This is a genomic window from Micromonospora sp. NPDC005215 (assembly GCF_040607915.1).
GTDB lineage: Bacteria > Actinomycetota > Actinomycetes > Mycobacteriales > Micromonosporaceae > Micromonospora.
The window spans coordinates 103,429-123,976 of the sequence record NZ_JBEXHQ010000019.1; the positions used below are offsets into that span (position 1 = coordinate 103,429).

Genomic DNA, 20,548 nt, shown 5'->3' on the forward strand with positions numbered 1-20,548 from the left:
CGGCGGCACCAGCGATCCGTCCGGTTCCGGCGTCAAGGGCGTCCACCCCACCGCCTTCTCGTGGGACGAACCCGTCCGGGTGGGCGGCGGCGACCGACGGTGTCGACGCGGTCTACGTGGTCCGGCCAGAGGGCGCGGACGCGCCGGAACTCGTCGGCGCGCTGCTGGCCCAGATGTCGCCCGGACCGAGATTGTGCTGCTTCCGACAAGGACGGCGGCCACCAGGCGCTGACCAGCCGGGACCCGTCGCCTGGGCTCCATGCGTCGAGCGCGCGGTCCGCGACAGCGGGCGCCCCTGGACAATCCTGCGGCCGGGCTGGTTCAGGCAGGTCTTCATCGACCCGCGCTTCTACCGTGACCAGATCAACGGTGCCGGAGAACTGCCATTTCCCAGCGGCGACGCTTTGGTGGCCTGGACCGATGCACGGGACATCGCGGCCGTCGCCGAACGGGCTCTGCTCGATTTCGGGCACGCCGGTCAGACGTACCAGATCTCCGGTCCGGAGGCCCTGTCGTTGCCGCGTACCGCAGAGTTGCTCTCCGTCGCGGCGGGACGTCCCGTGACCCACTTGGACGTGACCATCCACGAGGCAGTTGCCGGCTCCGAGGGCTTCGAACGAGACCTCTCCGCTCTGACGTTCGAGCGTGTCCGCGCCGGCGGCTTCGCCGACGTGACCGACACTGTCGAACACGTCTCCGGAGGTCCGGCGCGTACGCTGCAGAACTTCCTTCGCGAAGCCTTTCCGGTAGACAGGAAATGGCGTCCGTTCGCGGCGCGCTGACCGTCGGATTGGCAGTGCCGGGGGTTGCGTCTCAGCGTCGGTACGGGTCGGTGATTTCCTTGGGGCGCAGCGCGGGGGCGGCGAGGTCGCGCAGTGTCGGTGAGGTGAGGTAGAACCTGCCTCGGGTTTCGCCGTGTTGTTCGAGCATGTCTGCCCGGACGAGGGAGCGTAGGTCGCGGGTTGCTTGGTCGTCGGTGAGGTTCTCGTCGCGTTGATAGAGGGTGCGGCGTACTCGGCCGCCGGTGGCGGCGAGGTGTAGGGCGCTGACGACCCGCTCGGGCAGCCCGTTGCGCCGGACCCAGGTGTCGAGTAGTTCCCAGAGCTGCGCGGCTTGGTCGAGGCGTTGCCGGACCAGTTGGGCTTGTTGGTGGTGGGCGCTCAGGCAGAATCGGATCCACCTGCTGGTGTCGTTGTCAGGCTGCCAGGTTGGGCCACCGATTTCACCGAGCGCGTCGTAGTAGGCGTAGGTGTTTCGGCCGACGCCGAGCCACTCCTCGATCGAGGAGAACTCCGGGGCGAGGACACCGTCGCGGGCGAGTACGAGGGTGTGTAGGCACCGGGACATTCGGCCGTTTCCGTCCCGCCAGGGATGGATCTTGACCAGGTTGGTGGGCCATGGAGGCCCGGACGAGCAGCGGGGTTTCCGGTTCGTCGTCGGCCAGCCACGGTCACCGTGTCGTCATCGGAACCCGTGGCGGCAGCGGTAGCCGGGTCGGCTGTGTACCCAGTGGGAGTCCATGATCCGGCCGCACACGCCGCAGCAGATCACTCCGGCGAACAAATAGCGGCGGGGGATGCCATGGGCTGGGGTCGGCGCGGTATGGATTGCCTGGACGGCGACGAAGTGTTCTTCGCTGACCAGCGGAGTATGCGCGATCTCGCGGGAGATGACCCAGTCTGTGGAGGCACTCCACCGTTGAATCTCGTGGTGTCGATCGACGGTTCCCTTGTCAGGGAGGGCATCGCGGTCGGTGCGTTGACGGTTCCAGACCTGCCGCCCGATGTAGCGGGGGTTGGCCAGGATCGCCGCGACTGTGGTGAGCATCCATTGGTGGCCGCTGCGGTGGGGGTTACGCGCTGGGTCGGCGCCGGACGGGCACGGGACGCCGCTGTCGTTGAGGGCGCGAGCGATGCTTGCCACGCTCCGGCCGCCCCGAGCCCGGCATCGCACGACCGCGGTACGAAGAGGGCGCGGATAGGGGGCGAGCCAAGGTGCCCGCTGGGGTGGGGCCCGCAGCAGGAAGGTCGCACCGCCGACCCTTGGTGAACGGGGTCGATCCAGAGAGCACTCTCACGATGATCGGACGACGAACGACGTCTGTCAATAGATGTTGGATTATGTGCTGCTTAGTTATTTTGGGCTTGACAGTTAAGAAACCTATCTGCAAACTTCGATGCTGAGAGCGCTCTCTCCCTCACCGCCTCTCCCAGGTTTGCCTGCCCGTGCCTCCCGTCCCGGGGGTGGGCGCGGCGTCGGCAGCCGAGAAGGATTTCGGATGTCACGTACGTTCAAAGTGTTGGGTGTCGCCGCGGTCGCGGCGACCGCCGTCGGGCTGACGCCGTTGCTGAGCTTCGCCGGAGACCGCCCGACCCCTGCCACCGCAGCTACTATCGCCCCTGGTCACGGCCTCGAACCTGGTATGAAGGCGGCGATGCGGCGCGACCTGAAACTCAGCGACGCCCAGATCGCCGGGCGGCTGCGCACGGAGGCCTCCGCACCAACCGTCGATAGACGGCTGCGGGCGAAACTCGGCACGAGCTTCGCCGGGGCGTGGATCCCCGCCGGCTCCCCACGCCTCACGGTCGCTGTGACAACAGCGGCCGCCGCGGCCGTTGTTCGCGGCGAGGGAGCCGATGCCAAGATCGTCGCCCGTAGCGCCGCTCAACTCGAAACCACCAAAGTCGCACTCGACAAGCACCGCACGAGGGCCACACGCGACATTCACAGCTGGTACGTCGATGTCGCCACGAACACCGTCGTGATATCCGCCGACCCGGCTGGAAAGGCGGTGGCCGAGGCGTTCATCAAGGCCAGCGGCATCAGCGCTGGCACGGTACGGATCGTCGCGTCGGCGGCGGCACCCCAACCGGTCTACGACACCCGCGGTGGCGACCAGTACGTCATCAACGGCAACACCCTGTGTTCAATCGGGTTCCCGGTCCAGGGCGGCTTCGTCAGCGCCGGACACTGTGGCGGCGTCGGCAGCGCAACCTTGGGCTACAACAACATCGCCCAGGGCACCTTCGCCGGATCGTCGTTCCCGGGCAACGACTACTCCTGGATCCGGACCAACGGCGACTGGACATCACGTCCCTGGGTGAAGGACGCCTCCGGTGGCAACGCACTCGTCGCCGGGTCGCGGGACGCGGCGGTCGGCAGCTCGATCTGCCGCTCCGGGCGAACGACCGGATGGCGCTGCGGCACCCTGCAGGGCCGCGACGAAACGGTGAACTACTCGGCCGGCGCGGTCCAGGGCCTCAGCCGGATGAGCGCGTGCGCGGAACCCGGCGACTCCGGCGGCTCGGTGATCTCCGGAGACCAGGCACAGGGCGTGACCTCAGGCGTCACCGGCAACTGCACCACCGGCGGCACCACCTGGTTCCAGCCGGTCAACGAAATCCTCAGCACGTACGGTCTGTCCCTGACCACCTCCGGCGCTACCTCCGGCAGCCGGCTGATCAGCGACTTCAACAACAAGTGCCTCGATGTCCCCGGCTACAACTATGCCGACGGCCAACCGGTCGACGTGTGGGACTGCAACAACGGCGCCAACCAGAACTGGGACTTTACCGCCGGCACCGTCCGCACCCAAAACAACAAATGCCTCGACGTCACGGGCAACAGCACCGCCAACGGGGCACCCATCGAAATCTGGAACTGCAACGGCGGCGCCAACCAGCAATTCGTTCTCTCCGCAGCCGGCGACCTGGTCAACCCCCAAGCCAACAAATGTGTCGACGTCACCGGCTACCACAACGCCAACGGTGCCACCCTCGCCCTCTGGGACTGCAACGGCGGCGCAAACCAGAAATGGCACCGCGGCTGACCCTCCAGCGGCCATCCCCTGATCGATCGGAGACATCTCGATGACTGTGTTGCCCAAGTTCGGATGGAAGCGCCGAGGCGCCGTTGTCACCGCGTGCTCAGCGCTGCTGGCCCTGGTGGTCGGAGGTGTCGTCGCCGTGCCACAGAATGCGTCAGCGGTTGGGGCACGCGACGCAGAGGCCATGTACACCGCGTTCAACAGCGCCTTTCTGGTGCGCTCCGGCAGCGATGTCTTCTACAAGAGGGCGCTGAATGACGGACAACCGGACGGAACGTGGTCAGCTTCGCTTGACATCCTCGGGGCCGAAGACGCCTACGAGCGGACCGGCGACCCCGCAAAGAAGGCTCTGGTCAACGACCTGTTGAACACCTGGCTGAAGAACACGCCTCCGCCGTGGAGCTGGGACGGCTGGAATGACGACATCGGCTGGTTCACGTTGGCGCTCATCCGCGGCTACCAGATGACGGGCAACCCCACCTTCCTCACGCAGGCAAAGTACGGCTTCGACTATGCGTTCGGCCGCGGATGGGACACCAAGTACAACGGCGGTGGCATCTGGGAGGAAAACCCGGAGTACACGGCCCGGTACAACCCTCCGAAGGTCCCGAACAAGGATCCCCTGGCGAACGACAGCCTCGGCAAGGTCGCGTGCATGATTTACCAGAGCACTCACGACGTGGGCTACCTGAACAAGTGCCAGCAGATCTACGACTGGGTGTGGAGCCACCTCTACAACCCCAGCACCGGCGCGGTCTACGCCAGGATCGAGATGGACGGCACCCTGAACAAGGATACGGCAGCCTACAACCAGGGAACTTTCGCGGACTACGCCAATCTGCTCTGGGAGATCACCGGCAACGTCAACATCTACAACGATGCGAAGCGGGCGATCGACTACGCCCGGAATAACCTGACGTGGAACGGCGTGTTCGCGAACGGCGCGCCTTGGCTCAACACTTGGGCGGACGAGATGGCTCGCGGTGCCGGGCATTTCGTGCGGGACAACCGGCAGTGGGACGGGTACTACTCGTGGATGGTGCAGAACGCCGACGCCATTCAGGCCAACCGACGCACCGACCTCGGCATCACCTGGAACGTGTGGGACAGAAAAACTCCCAACGACAATACGCTGTCGGCCAACCAGTTCGTCAGCGCGATGGCGTGGCTGCAGTTCACCCCCGCCAGTCGACCGAACAGCATCGGTGGCATCCATGTCATCACCAACCAGAAGACCGGCCTCGCCATTGACAGCGCCGGCACCTTCGGCAACGGCAAAAGCGTCCTGCAGTGGGGTACGAACTCCGGGCAGAACCAGCGATGGCTGTTCACCCAGAACTCGGACACCTCGTGGAATATCGTCAACCTGTCGACCTGGGAGGCCCTGGACTCTCCTGGCGGCTCGACCGCAGATGGCCTGGCGATGGTTCAGTGGCAACCCAACCGCGACTCCAACCAGCGCTGGTGGGTCGACCAGCAGCCGGACGGAACGTACAAGATCTGGAACCAGGCCAGCGGGAAAGCGCTGGACGGCGCCTCGTCGGTCACCAACGGCGCGCCGCTGATTCAGTACGGCTGGAACGGCGAACCGCAACAGCGCTGGGTCCTCCAATAGCCGTCAACGACAACAACAGATCCGCCGAGTGACGCTCCGGTCCCGGAGTGAGTCCGGAGCCTCACTCGCGCCAACACTCGTACGCGCGCGCCCTCGCGTGTCGTCGGACAGGCCGTTCGGCTGGCGGCAGGTCGACTCAATGGGTACCGCACGGTCTTCGGCGTGGAATCTGGCACGTGCCTCGACGCCGTCGCGCACGGCACCGCCAACGCCACCGCACCAGACCTCTACCTTCGACGGCGCAACCAACCAGAAGTGGACGCATATCCGACGTGGGAGGGAGCCCCCCGGTCGGCGGTCCTCTCCTTTCCTCGGTCGACATCCCCAACAAAACCCGAAAGGACCAGCTATGCGATCGAACCTCAAGCGCCTGGTATCGGCGGCCCTCGGGATCGCCCTGGCCGCCTCGGTGGTGGTCACGGGCGGCACGCCGGCGCAGGCCGAGTCGAACGGCGGCGTACGGATTATGCCGCTCGGCGACTCCATCACCGACGGGCTCAACACCCCCGGCGGCTACCGGATCGGACTGTGGCAGCGGCTGGCGAACGCCGGCCGGCTCACCGATTTCGTCGGCAGCGCGTACAACGGGCCGTCCAACCTGGGTGACCACGACCACGAGGGTCACTCGGGCTGGCGCATCGACGACATCGACCGGAGCATTACCGGCTGGCTGCGAACGGCCAACCCACGCACGATCCTGCTGCACATCGGCACCAACGACATCGGCCAGAACCACGACGTGGCCAACGCCCCGGCCCGGCTGTCCACGCTGATCGACCACATCCGGGCGATCGAACCCAACGTGGAACTCTTCGTCGCGCAGATCATCCCCACCGCCAACGCGGGCAACGAGGCCAAGACCCAGACATTCAATGCCGCCCTGCCCGGCATCGTCGCGCAGAAGGGCCGGAGGACCCACCTGGTCGACATGCACTCCGCCCTCACTACCGCCGACCTGGCCGACGGCCTGCACCCGAACGCGGGCGGCTACGACAAGATGGCGGCACGGTGGTGGTCCGCGCTGCAGTCCGTGCCGGGCAGCCTCGACACGATCACCACCCCACCGACCGGATCGGCTGCGCTGCTCTCGAACCCTCAGTCCACCCGCTGCCTCGATGTGTCCGGGGCCGGCACCGCCGACGGCGGCCAGGCGCTGATTTGGGACTGCCACGGCCAGGCCAATCAGAGCTGGACCCGCACCGCTGCCGGCGAGTTGAAGGTTTTCGGAGACCGCTGCCTCGACGTCAACGGCGGTGGCACCGCCAACGGCACCAAGGTGCAGAGCTGGACCTGCAACGGCACCGCGGGACAGAAGTTCACCTTCGCCGCCGCCGGAACGATCGTCAACACCGCCTCCGGTAAGTGCATCGACGTCAATGCGAACGGCACCGCGAACGGGACGCTGGTCCAGCTCTGGGAATGCAACGGCACCGGAGCCCAGCTCTGGGCCACGCGGTAGACCAGGTCGGAAGCCACCCGCCAGCGGCACGTTACCGCAGCACGTTCCGCGAAGGCCACGGTCGACGCGAGGGAGCTGCTCCGTCGATGTTCAGCACAGAACTCATGACCTGTACGCATGTCCAGAGAACCGTTCTCTTTCCGGAGGTCATCGTGCCCTTCACTTTCGGACGCCGGCACTTGTCGCCCGTCCTCGCCATCGGCACCGGCAGGTCACTGCTGGCGTGACCTCGACCGCGACGCGGCACGAGAACCCAGGGTGTGGCTGATCGCCTGGACGCAGTGGCTCGTCGACCGCTACGGCCTCGCCCAAGACCTCGGGTCGTGCTGGCCAGCGCACCCCGCCCTGGTGCAGGAGTTGACGGCGCTGGCCGAGTCGTGGCACCACGCCTACTCCCGCAAGGCCGACCCGGACACACCGGTGCGTTGGCACGAGGCGCTGCACCCGGCCCGGCACCGCTGGCAGGGCTGGGACATCACCCGCTGCCGCCAGGGCCAGCACACACCACCTGGCAGCGCCGACACCGTCTGGTCGCCGCCGTGGCCGCGAGACGCCGAGCGGGCTGTCACCGACGACGTCAACGCCCGGCAGCGTGCAGTGGCGGCACGGACAGCAGGAGGTGTGCTGCTGGTTGGCTGGTCATGGCCGAAATGGGGGCCTGTCCGGGGTTGCTGTTGTCGAATTTGTTGATCCATGCCCGGTCTGGGCGGCGGGGCGGTTGTGGGCGGCGGCGCCCGAACCGATGCGGGTGCGCGGTCCAGGCGGTGTCGAGGGTTCGTTGCCGTTGTTCACGAATCTGTCCGGCGGTGCGTTGGGGACTGATGCCGGGGTGTGCAGGCCGATTTCCGGAGTCTGGCCGGGAACACCATTAGATCCACAGACCCGGCGGACCCTCAGGGGATCGCGGGCACGACGACCTCGCGGACGAGGACATCCTCGGCGGACGCCGTGAGGTGGGCGTCGGTGACGCGTAGCGTGACGAAGTAGCGGCTGGGCTGGGCGTAGCGGTGGCTGGGCGTTGCGCCGGTGCCGGTGGTGCCGTCACCGAAGGTCCACGACCAGGAGGCGACGGCGCTGCCGGCGTCGGCGGATGCTCGGGCATCAAAGCCGACGGAACACGGTTGGCTGCTGCTGGTGGCGGTGAACGACGCGGTGGGTGCGGCATTGCCGCTCAATGCGGTTCCCGTGCCTAATACTCCAACGTCACTTGGCTTCGGCGTTGGGCGTGGCGCAGGCATGAAGACGGCCACCGCGTTGATCATCGATGGTTTGTGAGGACAACCGAAGATCGTGCGATGGCCGCGTGCCACAGCGTAGACCTTGGTCGGTGGCGGGTCATTCTGGACGAGGCGGCGGCGCGTGTCGCTGGCCGGTTCGTGCGGGCAGAGCCACGCCGGACTGCCGGGCAGTTCGTGGAAGGGCTGCTGTCGGGCGTGGAACGCAAGTCCTGTTGGTCGTTGGCGGAGCGGGCGGGTCACGCTGATCCGCAGGCGATGCAGCGGCTGCTGCGCACAGCGGTGTGGGACGCCGACGCTGTCCGCGATGACGTGCGGTCCTGGCTGATTGAGCAGCTCGGGCACCCCGAGGGGGTGCTGGCCGCCGACGAGACCGGGTTCCTGAAGAAGGGCGTGTGCTCGGTCGGGGTGCAGCGGCAGTACACCGGCACGGCCGGTCGTGTCGAGAACAGTCAGGTCGGGGTGTTCCTGGCCTACGTCACCCCGCACGGGCGGGCGCTGATCGACCGTCGGCTCTACCTACCCGAGGCAACCTGGTGCGCCCAGCCCGAGCGTCTCGCCGCCGCCGGCGTGCCAGACGAGGTCGAGTTCGCGACGAAGCCTGCGCTGGCCCGGCAGATGATCGCCGCCGCGCTCAACGCCGGTGTTCCGGTCGGCTGGGTGACCGGCGACGAGGTCTACGGCGCCGACCCCGGACTGCGCGGCGACCTTGAGCACCGCGCAATCGGCTACGTCTTGGCCGTCGGCTGCGACCGACGCGTACACGTCAATGACGGCCGCACTCTCGTGCGGGTCGACGACCTCGCCGAGCGGATCCCCACCCGCACGTGGCAGCAGCACAGCTGCGGACCCGGGGCGAAAGGACCCCGCGAATACCTGTGGGCCTGGATCACCACCGCCACCCGCCCCGGTGAGCACCGGTGGCTGCTCATCCGCCGCAACCGCAGCACCGGCGAGCTGGCCTTCTACCTGTGCTGGTCACCCCGACCAGTGCCACTGCACACCCTCGTCCGGGTCGCCGGTTCCCGCTGGAGCATCGAGGAGTTGTTCCAGACCGGCAAAGGCCAGGTCGGCCTGGACCACTACCAGGTCCGCAGCTGGACCGGCTGGCACCGCTTCATCACCCTGGCCATGCTCGCCCTGGCCGTCCTGACCATCCTCGCCGCCACCGCGCAGCAGCCCAACGCCGACTCGGAGATCATCGCGTTGACCGTCGCCGAGATCCGCCGACTCCTCAACGCCTTCGTCCTCGCCGTGATGCTCCCACCAGAGCACATCCTGCACTGGTCAATCTGGCGACGAACATCCCAAGCCCGAGCCCGACGATCCCACTACCAGCGCAGACAGGCCAAGTGACGTTGGAGTACTAAGGCGTGTTTTAGAAGTCGTGGTGGCCGGTGAAGGTCCCGGCGTGGCGGCGATCGACAACCGAAGAGGTCTCCGGTATCTGGTTCTGCGACCAAGCAAGAACTTCATACCGGAGACCTCGTGGCCACCTTAGCGGTGACGAGGCGACACGACCTTACCGACGCTCAGTGGCAGCGGCTCGCCGCACTGCTGCCTGCCGCGTCGGTGAAGGGTCGTCCGCCGAAGTGGGAGAAACGGCAGCTCATCGACGGGATCAGGTGGCGGATCCGGATCGGGTCGCCCTGGCGTGACGTCCCGGTCGAGTACGGACCATGGCAGACGCTCTACGGCCTGTTCCGTCGCTGGCAGCGCGATGGAACCTGGGACAGGATCCTGGCCGCGTCACAGGCCACCGGAGACGCGGAAGACCGGATCACCTGGACGATCAGCGTGGACTCGATGACCAGCCGCGCCCACCAACACGCCGCCGGCGCCCGCAGAGACGGCCACCTGCAGAAAGAGCCACCCGGCGGCGTGCACGACGAACCCGCCGATCACGGCCTCGGACGATCTCGCGGCGGTCTGACCACGAAGACGCACCTGGCCTGTGAGCAGGGACAGAAGGTCTTATCGATGGTCGTGACCGCCGGGCATCGTGGTGACAGTCCGCAGTTCATCCCGGTCCTACGCCGTATCAGGGTGACCCGTCTCGGAGTAGGCCGGCCCCGCACCTGCTCCGACCTCGTCCTGGCGGACAAGGCCTACACCAGCCGCGGCAACCGCGCCTACCTGCCTAAGCGTGGCATCAAGGCGTGCATCCCGCGCAAGAAGGATCAGGACGCCCACCGCAAGGCCAAGGGCAGCCGCGGCGGACGCCCGCCCACGTTCGACCGAGACCTCTACCGGATGCGACATGCCGTCGAGAACGGCATCAACAGGCTCAAGCGCCACCGCGGCGTGGCCACCCGCTACGACAAGTTGGCCGTCCGGTTCCAGGCCGTCCTGACCGTCACCATCATCTGCGAATGGCTCTGACCGGGCTTATGAAAAACGCCTTAGTTGCAGTATTAGGCGGCAGCTGGTTCGGACATGATTCGCAGCCAGCGAGACCGGTGGAAGATTGGGTCCTCGGCGAGGACCATGCATTCCCAGCTACCGTCGCGTCGTCCGGAGCGGCGGTCCGGTCCGTTGAACTGGCTGAGCCCGGTGGGCCCCCCATATCGGTGAATGTCCTCGTTGGTGGCGACCTCGTTGCCGCACCACGTCAGCTCGTCACCGGCCTCGTGCAGGGCGGTGGAGGTGCCTGACATCACCAGCGTGTGGGCATGTTCGGCGACGAACAATTCCTGCAGCGCCGGGTTGTATGTCCGGCCGGCCGGCGGGCGCGGAGCCGGTGCCGACATTGTCGCGGGGGCTCCGGGGCCACGGCGTAGCGTCGCACGGATCGTCGGCCAGGCCGACGGTCGTAGCGGCACATCGCGGCGCACGATGAGGAGGTCGGCCAATCCCTGGCTGTCACGCCAGGACGCGGCGGTATCGCTGGGTTCGTTCATCCGCAACGGCAGAAACACCGCGCTGTGTGGGCTGACCGCCGCCAGCCGGAACAGCGCCCCGAGGCGAAGTAGATCCGCGCGGGAGCTGATAAGAGCGCCGCTGTGCTGCCACAGCACATTGGTGATGTGGGTGTTGCCAAGTGGAGCCGCCATCGTGATCACCCGCCGTAGCTGGGCGCTACGGGACACGTGGTGAACGCGTAAGCGGAGGCGCATGCGCGCCGCGTCCGGAGGGCTGGTCACTGAGGCACGGTAGACCGGCGCCTGTTCAGGCCAAACGTGAATTCCCACAACGTGGCCGGGGAATCCGCCTTCAGGTCCAGCGCGTCAATGCACCACGTGGCTCCGCCTCGGACACCACCACCATGACCACTCCGGATCACGGCCGGTTTGCCCTGGACCGTCAGCCAGGTCACCGCCACGCCGTGACCTTCACCGGCCACCCACGACTTCTGAAACACGCCTTAGGAGCCGGGTGCGGAAGCGGGTGTAGCTGGGGTAGTCGCCGGCCATCCAGACCACGTCGAGGGCGCTGCCATGCGGCAGGCCCCATGGCGAGAAGGGGCGCATGTTCGGTTCGGTCGAGCCAGAGGTGATCGCCTCGGTGCTCCAGGTGGTGCCGAGGTCCGGGGTGGTCCACCGTTCGATCTCGAACATCCCGTTGACCTGCCGGGACAGGAGCACCACCGACGGATCGTCGTGGTCGAGCGTGATGCCGCCGGGGTAGTTCGGCTCGGCGGGACCGCCGCTGATGGTGCTGCCGGCTGCGGTCAGTTCGCGGCCGAACCAACCGCTGCCGGTCCAGCGTGCGTAGTGGTAGCGGTGGTCGGCGTCGGTGGGGAATGTGGCGTACGTGATGACCGGACGCCCGGAGGAGTCGACGGCGATGTCATGGACCCATGCCTTCGCACCCTGTGCCGCAGCGTCGTACACCTTGCTCGCCTGCGCCGCCGTCACGGCGGTGCCCATCGGCCCGATGCGGCTGCCGTCGGCCCGATAGAGGGTGCCCGCCCGGTAGTACATGTAGTAGATGCTGGTCCTGAGGATGCGCGGGTGCGCCTCGGTGAAGGCGAAGTGGATGGTGTCGGTGCCGTTGGAGGCCACCTTCACGTACGGCCGTTGCCCGGGTGCGGAGATCAGCCGGGTGGCCGTGGTCCACTGGTTCCCGCCGTTGGGTGGAGTAGGCCGGGTTGAAGTCTCCGCCGCGCCAGAACAGGTACAACCGGTGGACAGTTGCACCGGGTTGGGGTAGGTGTATCCGTAGCCGACCAGCGGTGTTGGTCGGCACCTGCTTGATCGGCTCCCACCAGGTGACGTCCTCGGGCCGGGCCGATCGCCGGTAGTACATCGCCGAACCGCCGTGGGCGGACCAGAAGACGACAACGCGACGGTCGGGGCGGATGACGATGGCCGGGTTGTTGTGGTCGTCGATCTGGAAGCCGGTCGTCACCACTGTGGTCGTACGGCGCTCGGTCTCGTGGTCGTACATCGTCACGCGGATCTCGCCGTTGGCGGTGATGAGGCCGAGGTACGTCCGCCGGTGGTCGCCGTGGTAGTAGACGCCGCGGGGGTCGGCGAACCAGCACCAGGCGCCGCTGGCAGCCAATTCGGTGCGGGGGGTGGAACTGGCGGAGGCCGTCGCCGCGGGGTCGGCGGCGGCCGGCGGGGCGGCCGGGCAGGTGCCCGGCAGGATCAGGACCGTGGGTGAGCGCATCGGGTACAGGTTGTCCCCGCGCGGCCTGTCCCCGCGCGACCGGATGCCGCGCGGGGACGGGGGTTCCGCTGTTGCGGCTACGCCAGGGTGAACCGCCACTGCTGGTTGTTGCCGCCGTGGCAGGTCCACTGCAGCAGGCGGGCCCCGTCAGCGGTATCCGCACCGTTGACGTCGATGCACTTTCCGCTTCCGACGTTGCGGATCGCGTAGACGTTCGGGGTGGCCGTCGGGATAACAGTGAACCTCTGGGCGTTGCTGCTGCTGTCGCAGGTGAGCTGCTGTAGGAAGGCACCGTCGGCGGTGGACGCGCCGGTCACGTCCACGCACTTGCCACTGTGGACGGCCTGCAGGGTGAAGGTGTTGCTTCCGGCGTTGACTGCCTGCCATTTCTGGTTGTTGCCGCCGGTGGGCGTCCACTGGATGATCTGGGCGTTGTCGGCGGTGGAGACGCCGTTGACGTCAATGTTCTTGCCGCTGTGCTGGGCGGTCAGCGTCCATGTCTTACCGACGGGTCCGCCCGGTGTGCCGACGCCACCCCCTCCAAAGGTGAACGAGTCGACGTCGAAGCCGTTGTCGGCGCCGTTCTTGAACACCATGTACAGGGTGTGCGTGCCGGACAGGGCCGCCGTGTTGACTGGTGCCGTCGACTGGTAGGTGTCCCAGCCGCCGGTGTTCGGCACGGTGGTGGTGGCAAGCAGGGTGCCGGTCGGCGAGTCGGCGCGCAGCTCGATCGAGCCTCCGCCGGTCGGCGACGACACCCGGTAACTGACGTTGGTGATGCCCTGCAGGCTCATCGGGTTGAATGAGATCCAGTCGTTGTTTGAGATGTCCCCGATGCGCTTGGTGCTCTCCGCGGCGGCCTGGTCGATGATCCGGATGCCGGACTGTGCGGTGAAGTACTCCGCCTGCTTGTGCTTGGGCTGAAGGATCGCCTGCCCGTAGCCGGTCAGCGGGGCCGCGCCGCCCGCGCCGCCGTTGTCGGTGTACTTCGCGATGAGCGCGTAGAACAGGTTGGCGCCATCGGGGTGCCCGCCGAGCAGGTCGGTGGAGATGGTCCCGGAGCAGCCCGGGTACTCGGTGGTCTCGTGCAGGTGGTCGTCGTGGCCGAGGGCTGGGTTGACGTACACCTTCGAGCAGTCGATCGCCGCACCGCCCGGGTCGGTGACGGTCACCGTGTAGGAGACCTGGTCGCCAAAGTTGAGCATGCCGCCGTTGACCGGGGTGCTCACCGTGACGACCGGGGCCGTGTTGCCGACCGTGATCTGCACGTTGGCGAAGCCGGTCTTGCCGGTGTTGTCGGTTACTCTCAGTTGGGCGGTGTAGTTGCCGTTGGTGGTGTACGTCTTGGCCGGGTTGGGCGACGTCGACGTGGTGCCGTCACCGAACGTCCACAGGTAGCTGATCGTGTTGCCCGGGTCGGGGTCGATCGTCCCGGCGCTGGAGAACTGTACGTTCAGCGGCGCGAGGCCGTTCGTCACGTTCGCCGACGCCTTCGCGATCGGTGACCGTCCACCTTGGACGTAATCGATGCGGTAGAGGCCGGAGTCGTTGTTGCCGCCGCCGAAGCTGGAGCCCCACTCGAGCAGGTACAGGGATCCGTCGGGGCCGAACTCCATGTCCATTGGTTTGTTGAAGTTGCCGCCCGGCAGGAAGGTGTTGGTCCGGGTCACGGCGCTGTTGCCGTCGAGGTGGACCTCCTTGACGTAGTTGCGCGACCATTCGTAGAAGAAGTGCACGCCGTCGTAGTACTGCGGGAACTTCGTCGCCGAGGTGCTGGCGGCGTTGTACCGGTAGACGGGCCCGCCCATCGGTGCGGACCCGCCGGAGCCCAGCTCGGGGAAGTTGGGCGAGGCGCCGTAGCCGTACCAGATGTTGGGGGCGACAACTGGCTTCAGGTTCACCAGGCCGGTGTTGTTGGGCGAGTTGTTGACCGGTGCCGAGCAGTTGAACTTGGCGCCGACGACGCCGGTGTCCGGGTTGTACGGCGCGTAGGGCTGGTTGTCGCCGTGGCAGAACGGCCATCCGTAGTTGCCGGCGGCCTTGACGACGTTGAGCTCGACGAGGCCCTCGGGCCCGCGGTTGGTGGTCGGCAGGCCGCGGTCCGGTCCGTAGTCGGCCAGGTAGACCCAGCCGTTCGCAGGGTCGATCGAGAACCGGAACGGGTTGCGGAAGCCCATCGCGTAGACCTCGGCCCGCGTCTGTGCGGTGCCCTGTGGGTAGAGGTTGCCGGCGGGGATGGTGTAGCCGCCGGTTGCGCCGGGGCGGATCCGCAGCAGCTTGCCGCGCAGGTCGTTGGTGTTGCCCGCGGTGCGTGCCGCGTCGAGGTGGGACTTGCCGGCCCGCCAGTCCAGCGGGGCGTAGCCCTGCCAGTTGCTGTCGAGGTTCGGGGCGACGTCGTCGCCGGTGCCGATGAAGAGGTTGCCGTCCGGGCCGAAGGCGATGTAGCCGCCGGTGTGGCCTGGCTCCGGGGATGTGCGGTCCCGGGTGGCGGGGATGTCGATGATGGTGGCGCCGCTGGACAGGTTCAGCGTGTCACCGGTCAGCGTGTAGCGCGACACCCGGTTGACGTCCGTGGTGCTGGACGCCGGCGAGTGGTACAGGTACACGTAGCCGTTGCTGGCGAAGTTGGGGTCCAGGGCCAGCCCGGTGAGGCCGTCCTCGCCGCCGGTGTAGACGCTCAGCGTGCCGGCGGTGACGGTGCTGTTGGTGCTGGGCTTGAAGATCTTCACCTGGCCGGCGCGCTGGACGTAGATGACGCGCCCGTCGGGGGCGACCGCCAGGGCCATCGGGTCGGCGGTGTTGTCATCCAGGCTGCGCTTCTCAAAGTTGCCCCAGACAGTGCCGCCGCAGTCCCCGGCCACGTTGCCGGCGGCCCAGCGCACGCCGCCGAGGACGTGGTTGCGGAAGTCGGCCTCGCTGTAGGAGGCGATGGCGTGGCCCATGGCGGTGGTCCAGACCCGGCCGCCACCGGTGTTGCGGCACCAGGAGATCGGATGGTCGGCACCCATGGCCCTGCCGCCCGGGTTGTACGTCCGTTCGTCGGCGGTGACGAGCACATGAACGTCGCCGCGCGGGTTGCGGTCGAAGTTGTACCACTCCTCGCTGCGGTTCCAGCGGTCGGGCAGCCCGGCGGTCGACGGGTGGCTCTTGTCCGCGACGATCGCCGTGCCGGGCAGGACGCCGGGGGAGTGCTCCGGCATATGAGCGCCCGCGTTGACCGTCTGGTCCCACCACGGGTACTCCGTGTCGATGCCCATGTCCGTGGCGTTGTGGATTGCCACGATGCCCTTGCCGCTGGCCAGATAGCCTTCGACGGCCTGACGCTGGGCGGTGGTGGAGAACACCATGCCCGAGGTCTGCAGCATGATGAGGACGTCGAAGGTGGCGAGGTTGGCCGGGGTGAAGACGGCACTGTCCTCGGTCTGCACCACCTCGAAGTTGTTGGCCGCGGCCTGCTGCTGGAACATCGAGATGCCGGCAGGAATCGAATCGTGTCGATAACCGACGGTCTTGGTGAACAGTAGGGCCCGGAACGCCGGGGCCGCTGACGCGGGCTTGACGAGCGCCATCGCCAGGATCATCCCAACGATCGTGCCCATGATCAACGCAGTCTTTCGCATGCCGCTTCCTCTCGGCGGGACAACGGGGGTCCGACCACGGGGCGCACGGAAGCCGCCCTGCGCCTGTGCAGGGCTGATGCGGTGCGTGAGGTGCCGGCCGGGTCGACTGCCGTCCGCCGTGACGGACAGTCACCTGCAGGAGTTACCCGAGCCGTGGTCTGAGATGCCCAGGGTGCTCGACCCATCTTCAGAAGTCAATATTCTTGGCGTATCGGCAGCTCAACGGCATTTTCCGAGGTGATCACGGGAATCTGGAGCTCATCTCGCCTCATCCGTTTGGCTGGTCGAATATCGGCGATCGGGGGAGGTTGAGCAACGACTTTGTTTCGGCCGCTACACAGCATTGCGACCGATCATCGAAACATTTACTCTACTGAACGCCGGGCTTTCGCTGAATTTAACGAAAGTCTGCGTCATCTCGGCGAAAGCCCCCCGCTACGTGCTCCACCGATGCTCGACCGCGACCTTGGCCGCCTTCGATGGTTACGGTCAGTTAGGGGTCTGCCATGCCCGAACCGCTGCTCCAACTCCGCAAGATCGGCAAGTCGTTTCTCGGTGTCCAGGTCCTCGACGATGTCGACCTGGACGTGCTGCCCGGCGAGGTCCATGCCGTCGTCGGCGAGAACGGCGCAGGCAAATCGACCCTCATGAGAATCATTTCCGGGGTGTACATGCCTGACGGCGGCACCATCGGACTTGACGGTGCCACCATGAGCCTCCGCAGCCCACGCGACGCGCAACAGGCCGGCATCGGCATCATCCACCAGGAGTTCAACCTGCTCCCGGAGCGCACCGTCGCGGAGAACGTCTTCCTCGGCCACGAACCATCCCGCCGAGGCATAGTGGACCGCAGGACGATGCACACCCGCACCGCCGAGCTCCTCGCCGCCGCCGGTGAGACGTCCTTCGACCCCGGTGTGAAGGTCGGCCGCCTCGGCGTCGCCCAGCAGCAGGTCGTCGAGATCGTCAAGGCCCTCGCTCTGGACGCGCGCCTGCTCATCATGGACGAGCCCACCGCCGCGCTCGCCGACCACGAGGTCGAGCTGCTCTACGCCCTCGTACGCCGGCTCCAGAAGCGCGGGATCGGCCTGCTCTACGTCTCGCACCGACTCACGGAGGTCTTCGACTTGTCCAACCGCATCACGGTGCTCAAGGACGGCCGGCGGGTCACCACCCTCACCACCGCCGACACCACCGGCGAGCAGCTCGTGCGGCACATGGTCGGTCGGGAGCTGTCCAGCTACTACCCGGACCGGGCCGCCCCGGAGGACCGGGGACCGGTGCGGCTCACCCTTCGCGACGCGGGTAACCGCAAGCTGCGGGACATCAACCTCCAGTTGCGCGCCGGCGAGGTGCTCGGCATCGGCGGCCTGCAGGGTTCCGGGCGCTCGGCGCTGGCCCGTGCGATCTTCGGGGTGTCGCCGTTCACGACCGGCGACGTCACGCTCGACGACCGGCCGGTCCGACTGCGCTCACCCCGCGCGGCCATCCGGGCCGGCATCGCCTACGTCACCGAGGACCGCAAGGGCGAAGGCATCGTCGCCGGCCAGTCGGTCCTCGACAACGCCCTACTCGCCGGCCGGGCCGTGTTCCCCTCGTGGAGCGGGCGCAGCGCGCGGGCGGTCAAGGTCCGCGAGCTACTCACCGCAGTCGAGGTGCACGCCGCCGGAGAGGACCAGGAGATCCGTTTCCTGTCCGGCGGTAACCAGCAGAAGGTCGTGCTGGCCCGCTGGCTCGCGCTTGGTCCGAAGATCATGCTCTTCGACGAGCCGACCCGCGGTATCGACGTCGGCGCCAAGTCGGCCATTCACGATCTCGTCCGCAAACTCGCCCGTGAGGGCGCCGCCGTGCTGATGATCTCTTCCGAACTGCCCGAGCTGCTCGGCATGAGCGACCGGATCGTGGTCATGCGCGACGGCGCGATCGCCGGGGAGCTGCCGGCCGGCGCGAGCGAGGAAGAGGTCGTCGGGCTCGCGACCGGCGCACTGCACGCCGCACCGAACGGTGCTCTCGTCAAAGAGGTGTCCGCATGACCGTGGCCCCGCCAGTCCCGGCCCGCACCACCGCGGTGCGGCTCGAGGCGTCCGTCGCCGGACCCGCCCGCGGCGTTTACATCGCCCTGGCGCTCACGCTGGTGATCGGCTGGGTCATCGTCGCGATCGACGGCGGCTCACTGTTCAACCAGTCCACGATGGTCAGTCTGCTGCACGTGGCCACCGGCCTCGGTCTGGTGGCCGTCGGGCAGACCCTCGTCATTCTGGCCGGCTCGCTCGACCTCTCCGTCGGGTACGTCATCAGCCTCAGCACGCTCGTCGCGGCCGAGACCATGGCGGGCAGCGACGGCAACATCCTGCCGGCCCTTGGGCTGGTCCTGTTGGTCGCCGCCGCGATCGGGCTGCTCAACGGGCTGCTGGTGGCGAAGCTGCAGATCAACGCCTTCATCGCCACCGTCGGCGTCGGGCTGCTGCTCAAGGGCTACCTCGACAACGGCTACGACGGCCCGGCCGGCAAGACCGCGCCCGCGTTCGTGCAGAGCCTCGGCTACCAGCGCATCGGGCCAGTTCCGGTCGCGTTCCTGCTGCTGCTGGCGGTGGCCGCCGCGGCCTGGTTCGCGGTACGCGGCACCCGGTGGGGCCACCACCTCATCGCCGTCGGCGGCGACCCCGAAGTGGCCCGGCTCTCCGGTGTCCGCAACAGCCGGGTCCTGATCCTCGCCCATGTGCTGTGCGCGCTGTGCTCCGGCCTCGCCGGCATCTACCTCGCCAGTCGGCTCGGCTCCGGCGCACCACGGGTCGGCGTCGAGGGCCTCTACGACCTCGAGTCCATCGCCGCCGTTGTCCTCGGTGGCACCGCCCTCGCCGGTGGCCGCGGCGGCGTGCTCGGCACCGTCGGCGGTGTGCTGCTGCTGGCGAGCATCGACAGCATCTTCAACCAGCTTGAGGTCGACGCGTTCTTCAAGCAGGTCATCCGCGGTGTGATCATCATCGCGGCGGTGGCTATCTACGCCCGGCGGCTGCAGCGTCGCCGCGCGACCCGGAAGGCGGCAGCGTGACCACTGAGGCACTGGAGCAGCCGACGCGCCGGCAGTTCAACCCGTTGAAGGCTGGCGGCATTACGCCGATCATCGGCATCCTTGCGATCCTGCTGGTCCTCGTGGCGTTCCAGCAGCCGGACTTCTTCCAGCCGGCGTCACTGCTGTCATTCATCGGGCGGTCCGCGCCGCTCATCCTGCTCGCCGCCGGACAGTATTTCGTCATCGTCTCCGGCGAGTTCGACCTCTCCGTCGGCTCGCTGGTCACCGCGCAGGTCGTCGTCGCGGCCCGGCTCATCGACAGCGACCCGGACCGCACCTGGCCCGTCGTGCTCGTCGTGCTTGCCTTCGGCGTCGTGGTCGGGCTCGTCAACGGCCTCGTCACCACGCTGCTGAAGGTGCCGTCGTTCATCACCACCCTCGGCATGTACCTCATCCTGGTCGGCGCCGTCTACCTGTGGTCCGACGGCGCCCCGAAGGGCGGGCTGTCGGAGGAGTTCCGGCGCTTTGGCCGGCGGGCGTTCGAGGACGTGCCGCTGCTCGGCCGGGTGCCCTACGCGCTGCTGATCCTGCTCGGCGTCGCCGCTGTCGCCGTCGCCATCACCCGCGCCGACTTCGGCCGCACCCTGGTCGCCGTCGGCGACAACATGCGAACCTCGGAGCTCACCGGCATCCGGGTCTGGCGCACGAAGACGATCGCGTTCGTGCTGAGCGGCGTCCTCGCTACCGTCGCGGCGATCCTGCTCGGTGGTTACAGCGGCGTCTCGTTCCAGGCCGGCGTCGGCCTGGAGTTCGGCGCGATCACCGCCGTCGTGCTCGGCGGCGTCGTGCTCGGCGGCGGTCGCGGCTCCGTCGTCGGCGCCATGCTCGGCGCACTCACCCTCGAAACCCTGTTCGCCCTGATGAATTTCTACGGCGTCTCCGGCGCCCTCAGATCGACCGTTCAGGGCCTGATCATCCTCCTCGCGGTCGCAGTCGGAGCACTGCGCCGCCGCTGATACACCCTTACTCCTTAGGAGATCGCATGAGACGAACCCCGCACGTCGCTGCCGCGGCCGCTGTCACCTTGCTGTCCCTTGCCGCCTGTTCCACCGACGAGCCGGGCGCGAGCCCCTCGGGCAGTGCCTCCGCTGCCGGCTCGGGCACTG

General features: G+C 67.6%; 16 protein-coding genes and 1 pseudogene. 10 read left to right on the forward strand and 7 right to left on the reverse strand.

The genetic code is table 11. The features are described 5' to 3' along the window. Positions 1 to 407 precede the first annotated feature (407 nt). Positions 408 to 782, forward strand: coding sequence for a hypothetical protein (locus tag ABZU25_RS16725; RefSeq protein ID WP_355030217.1), 375 nt, complete (start codon positions 408 to 410; stop codon positions 780 to 782). A gap of 31 nt (positions 783 to 813) precedes the next feature. On the opposite strand, the gene ABZU25_RS16730 is transcribed toward ABZU25_RS16725, so the two are convergent. Both ABZU25_RS16730 and ABZU25_RS16735 read right to left on the reverse strand, forming a co-directional pair. After that, a complete protein-coding gene (locus ABZU25_RS16730; RefSeq protein WP_355030218.1) occupies positions 814 to 1,347 on the reverse strand; it encodes a hypothetical protein in 534 nt (177 codons plus the stop codon). Positions 1,348 to 1,461: 114 nt separating this feature from the next. Next, positions 1,462 to 1,953, reverse strand: coding sequence for a recombinase family protein (locus ABZU25_RS16735; protein ID WP_355030219.1), 492 nt, complete (start codon positions 1,951 to 1,953; stop codon positions 1,462 to 1,464). Positions 1,954 to 2,278: 325 nt separating this feature from the next. On the opposite strand from ABZU25_RS16735, the gene ABZU25_RS16740 reads away from it, so the two are divergent. The 4 genes from ABZU25_RS16740 (at position 2,279) to ABZU25_RS16755 (ending at position 7,590) form a co-directional block, all read left to right on the forward strand. Beyond that, the gene (locus ABZU25_RS16740; protein ID WP_355030220.1) at positions 2,279 to 3,829 is read left to right on the forward strand and encodes an RICIN domain-containing protein; all 1,551 of its coding nucleotides are present in this window, start codon (positions 2,279 to 2,281) and stop codon (positions 3,827 to 3,829) included. Between the two features lie 40 nt (positions 3,830 to 3,869). Continuing rightward, on the forward strand, positions 3,870 to 5,441 hold the full coding sequence (locus tag ABZU25_RS16745) for an RICIN domain-containing protein (protein ID WP_355030221.1): 1,572 nt from the start codon (positions 3,870 to 3,872) through the stop codon (positions 5,439 to 5,441). Between the two features lie 349 nt (positions 5,442 to 5,790). Next, on the forward strand, positions 5,791 to 6,900 hold the full coding sequence (locus ABZU25_RS16750; RefSeq protein WP_355030222.1) for an RICIN domain-containing protein: 1,110 nt from the start codon (positions 5,791 to 5,793) through the stop codon (positions 6,898 to 6,900). Positions 6,901 to 7,158: 258 nt separating this feature from the next. Beyond that, entirely contained in the window at positions 7,159 to 7,590 is a 432-nt protein-coding gene (locus ABZU25_RS16755; protein ID WP_355030223.1) for a hypothetical protein, read from the forward strand. Between the two features lie 203 nt (positions 7,591 to 7,793). Here ABZU25_RS16755 and ABZU25_RS16760 read toward each other — a convergent pair whose 3' ends face one another. After that, positions 7,794 to 8,075 carry a PKD domain-containing protein gene (locus ABZU25_RS16760; RefSeq protein WP_355030224.1) on the reverse strand — a complete coding sequence of 94 codons (282 nt, stop codon included), beginning with the start codon at positions 8,073 to 8,075 and terminating at the stop codon, positions 7,794 to 7,796. A 120-nt stretch (positions 8,076 to 8,195) separates the two neighbouring features. On the opposite strand from ABZU25_RS16760, the gene ABZU25_RS16765 reads away from it, so the two are divergent. Both ABZU25_RS16765 and ABZU25_RS16770 read left to right on the forward strand, forming a co-directional pair. Beyond that, the gene (locus tag ABZU25_RS16765; RefSeq protein ID WP_355030225.1) at positions 8,196 to 9,491 is read left to right on the forward strand and encodes an IS701 family transposase; all 1,296 of its coding nucleotides are present in this window, start codon (positions 8,196 to 8,198) and stop codon (positions 9,489 to 9,491) included. Between the two features lie 132 nt (positions 9,492 to 9,623). After that, complete coding sequence (locus tag ABZU25_RS16770; protein WP_355030226.1) at positions 9,624 to 10,517, forward strand: IS5 family transposase; 894 nt, start codon at positions 9,624 to 9,626, stop codon at positions 10,515 to 10,517. Between the two features lie 32 nt (positions 10,518 to 10,549). On the opposite strand, the gene ABZU25_RS16775 is transcribed toward ABZU25_RS16770, so the two are convergent. The 4 genes and pseudogenes from ABZU25_RS16775 to ABZU25_RS16790 all read right to left on the reverse strand — a co-directional run bounded on the left by ABZU25_RS16775 (position 10,550) and on the right by ABZU25_RS16790 (position 16,369). Beyond that, positions 10,550 to 11,197 carry a hypothetical protein gene (locus ABZU25_RS16775; RefSeq protein WP_355030227.1) on the reverse strand — a complete coding sequence of 216 codons (648 nt, stop codon included), beginning with the start codon at positions 11,195 to 11,197 and terminating at the stop codon, positions 10,550 to 10,552. Positions 11,198 to 11,467: 270 nt separating this feature from the next. Then, complete coding sequence (locus ABZU25_RS16780; protein WP_355030228.1) at positions 11,468 to 12,274, reverse strand: BNR-4 repeat-containing protein; 807 nt, start codon at positions 12,272 to 12,274, stop codon at positions 11,468 to 11,470. Then, positions 12,234 to 12,749, reverse strand: a pseudogene (locus tag ABZU25_RS16785) (BNR-4 repeat-containing protein); the annotation flags it as partial. The pseudogene ABZU25_RS16785 and the gene ABZU25_RS16780, both read right to left, overlap by 41 nt. A 77-nt stretch (positions 12,750 to 12,826) precedes the next feature. Further along, positions 12,827 to 16,369, reverse strand: coding sequence for a ThuA domain-containing protein (locus ABZU25_RS16790; protein ID WP_355030229.1), 3,543 nt, complete (start codon positions 16,367 to 16,369; stop codon positions 12,827 to 12,829). Positions 16,370 to 16,875: 506 nt separating this feature from the next. Between ABZU25_RS16790 and ABZU25_RS16795 the strand changes: the two genes are divergently transcribed. From ABZU25_RS16795 to ABZU25_RS16805, 3 genes are read left to right on the forward strand one after another with little or no spacing between them, the layout of a single operon-like run. Beyond that, on the forward strand, positions 16,876 to 18,402 hold the full coding sequence (locus ABZU25_RS16795) for a sugar ABC transporter ATP-binding protein (protein WP_355030230.1): 1,527 nt from the start codon (positions 16,876 to 16,878) through the stop codon (positions 18,400 to 18,402). Continuing rightward, on the forward strand, positions 18,399 to 19,421 hold the full coding sequence (locus tag ABZU25_RS16800) for an ABC transporter permease (protein ID WP_355030231.1): 1,023 nt from the start codon (positions 18,399 to 18,401) through the stop codon (positions 19,419 to 19,421). The genes ABZU25_RS16795 and ABZU25_RS16800 overlap by 4 nt, the downstream gene beginning before the upstream one ends. After that, a complete protein-coding gene (locus ABZU25_RS16805) occupies positions 19,418 to 20,398 on the forward strand; it encodes an ABC transporter permease (RefSeq protein ID WP_355030232.1) in 981 nt (326 codons plus the stop codon). The genes ABZU25_RS16800 and ABZU25_RS16805 overlap by 4 nt, the downstream gene beginning before the upstream one ends. The last annotated feature ends 150 nt before the right edge of the window (positions 20,399 to 20,548 follow it).